Annotated in this window: 1 protein-coding gene; it reads left to right on the top strand. The window is 61.8% G+C overall.

Going from position 1 to position 254, the window contains the following annotated elements:
• On the top strand, positions 1 to 254 hold a 254-nt coding region (locus L6990_RS11875), incomplete at both ends, for a hypothetical protein (protein ID WP_237204380.1).

Below are 254 nucleotides of genomic sequence, written 5' to 3'. Positions count from 1 at the left end.
GACGTTGCCGAGCTTCTGCGCCAGGTCTGCAAGGGCGACAGAGCGGTAAACCCTCTAACGCCCTCCAAGTGCCGTAATCCGCTCTTTGAGGGCGCTGATGTGATTTTCCCGGTTGACTGCCCGCCTGATGCCCTCAAAGCCCTCTCAGAGCCTCTCAGAGCCTTTCTAGCGGCTCAAGAGCCCCAGGAACCCACCCAGAGCCGCCCAGAGCGTCTTACGCCGGTTTGGGGCGAGTTAGAGGCCGGTCAGCGCAA

It is taken from the genome of Rothia endophytica, assembly GCF_928381505.1.
GTDB classification, from domain to species: Bacteria; Actinomycetota; Actinomycetes; order Actinomycetales; family Micrococcaceae; genus Rothia; species Rothia endophytica_A.
The sequence above is the reverse complement of the archived record's forward strand: the minus strand, read 5'-3'. Positions and strand labels throughout refer to the sequence as shown.